The following is a 1535-nucleotide window of genomic DNA, read 5'->3' as shown; positions in this document are numbered from 1 at the left end:
CAATTGGATAATATTGAGAAGCAAAGTTTAAATTGGATTAATATAAAAAAACTCGGTGCAAAAGGTGATGGGATTACAGATGATACAAATATAATTATATCTGCATTAGAAAAATATGATACAATTTATTTCCCTTCTGGTACGTATTTGGTTAATGATATAATAAATGTTTTACCAGGAAAAAAAATGATAGGTGAAAATAAAAATTATACAAAGATAAAATCATCTGCAAACAAAATAATAAATATAAAAGGAAATTATATAGCGTTAGAAGAGATTACTTTTATAGGTAATAATAATAACATTGGTTTAACTGTAGATGATATTAATACACCTAAATTCAGTAGATTAAACTTGAAAAACATTCATTTTTCAAATGTTTTAACAGGATTAGATTTTTCTGGTTATTTATGTTATTTTGAAAATGTTTCTATAAATAATTGTGAAAATGGATTTAAAATAAATAGAGGAACAACATTTAAGTTTATAGGTTGTTACGTGAATCAATGTAGCATTGGGTATAGTTTAGGTTGTGTTTATTCTGTAGCTATCAATTGTGCTTGTGACTATTGTAGTGAAGTATGTTATCAAACTACATCTTATGCTAAAAATATTAATTTTATAAGTTGTGGGGCAGAAAACTTCAACAAAAAAATTATTTCGTTAAATTCTTCTTGGTATATTACTTTTAATGGTGTAGATATTACTGTTTTATCAAGTAGTTACAATTTTAATGGAATGATAGAATTCATTTCGTGTATTGGTTGTAGAGTGGTTGATTTTAGGTTAAATACGTTAATAAATGTTGATTATAAAGTTTTTATACAATACGGTCATAACAATAGTATAAGTAATACGAATATTAAACCTTTTGAAGTCAAAGTATCTTATAATGATAATAACAAATTAAATCACTCATTTTTTAAATTTGAAACTTTCCAATATGACGATAGTGATTTAGATGAATACGGAAATATAATTAAAACAATAAGTATCAATGAGTTTTATAATTTTATAAAAATAAATGTTGGTTCTTCTCAATTGCTACAATTTTTAAAATCAAATACCCCAATTAAATTTATAATAAATGATTTAAATGGAAATAATCAAAGTGATAAAAAAGGTGATTTACAAATAAAAAAAATAAACAATGTACCTGAAATAGTAATTACTTCACAAGGAAATACTAATAAGCTTGATTGTGGAAGTACAGGGATAGTTATTAAAGACAACAAAAGTATTGTTGTATTTGAAGATTTAACTTTATGGAGTTTTTGGCAATCAGCCAACACAAATTCACTATTCGATATATCAAACAGCACAGTTGTATTTAAAAATTGTACTTTTTTAGGTACTTTTAGTAATGGAAATTCTCCATTACATTTAATTAACGCAACAAATAGAGCAAAAATATATTTTGAAAATTGCACTATGCCAACTATTTCATTTACAGGCGTTCAAACAGATTTTTCATGTGAAATATTTGATAGCAAAGCTTAAATTTAATTCACAATTGATTTATATTGTTCGTAAAA

General features: G+C 24.2%; 1 protein-coding gene. It reads left to right on the top strand.

The genetic code is table 11. The annotated features are described in order from the left end of the window. Positions 1-1500 (top strand): glycosyl hydrolase family 28-related protein (locus I4V51_RS20805; RefSeq protein WP_195990342.1); only part of this gene is annotated, 1500 nt, incomplete at its 5' end. Between the last annotated feature and the right edge of the window lie 35 nt (positions 1501-1535).

Origin of the sequence: Clostridium sp. D53t1_180928_C8, from assembly GCF_015667795.1 — a bacterium.
GTDB lineage: Bacteria > Bacillota > Clostridia > Clostridiales > Clostridiaceae > Clostridium.
The sequence above is the reverse complement of the archived record's forward strand: the minus strand, read 5'-3'. Positions and strand labels throughout refer to the sequence as shown.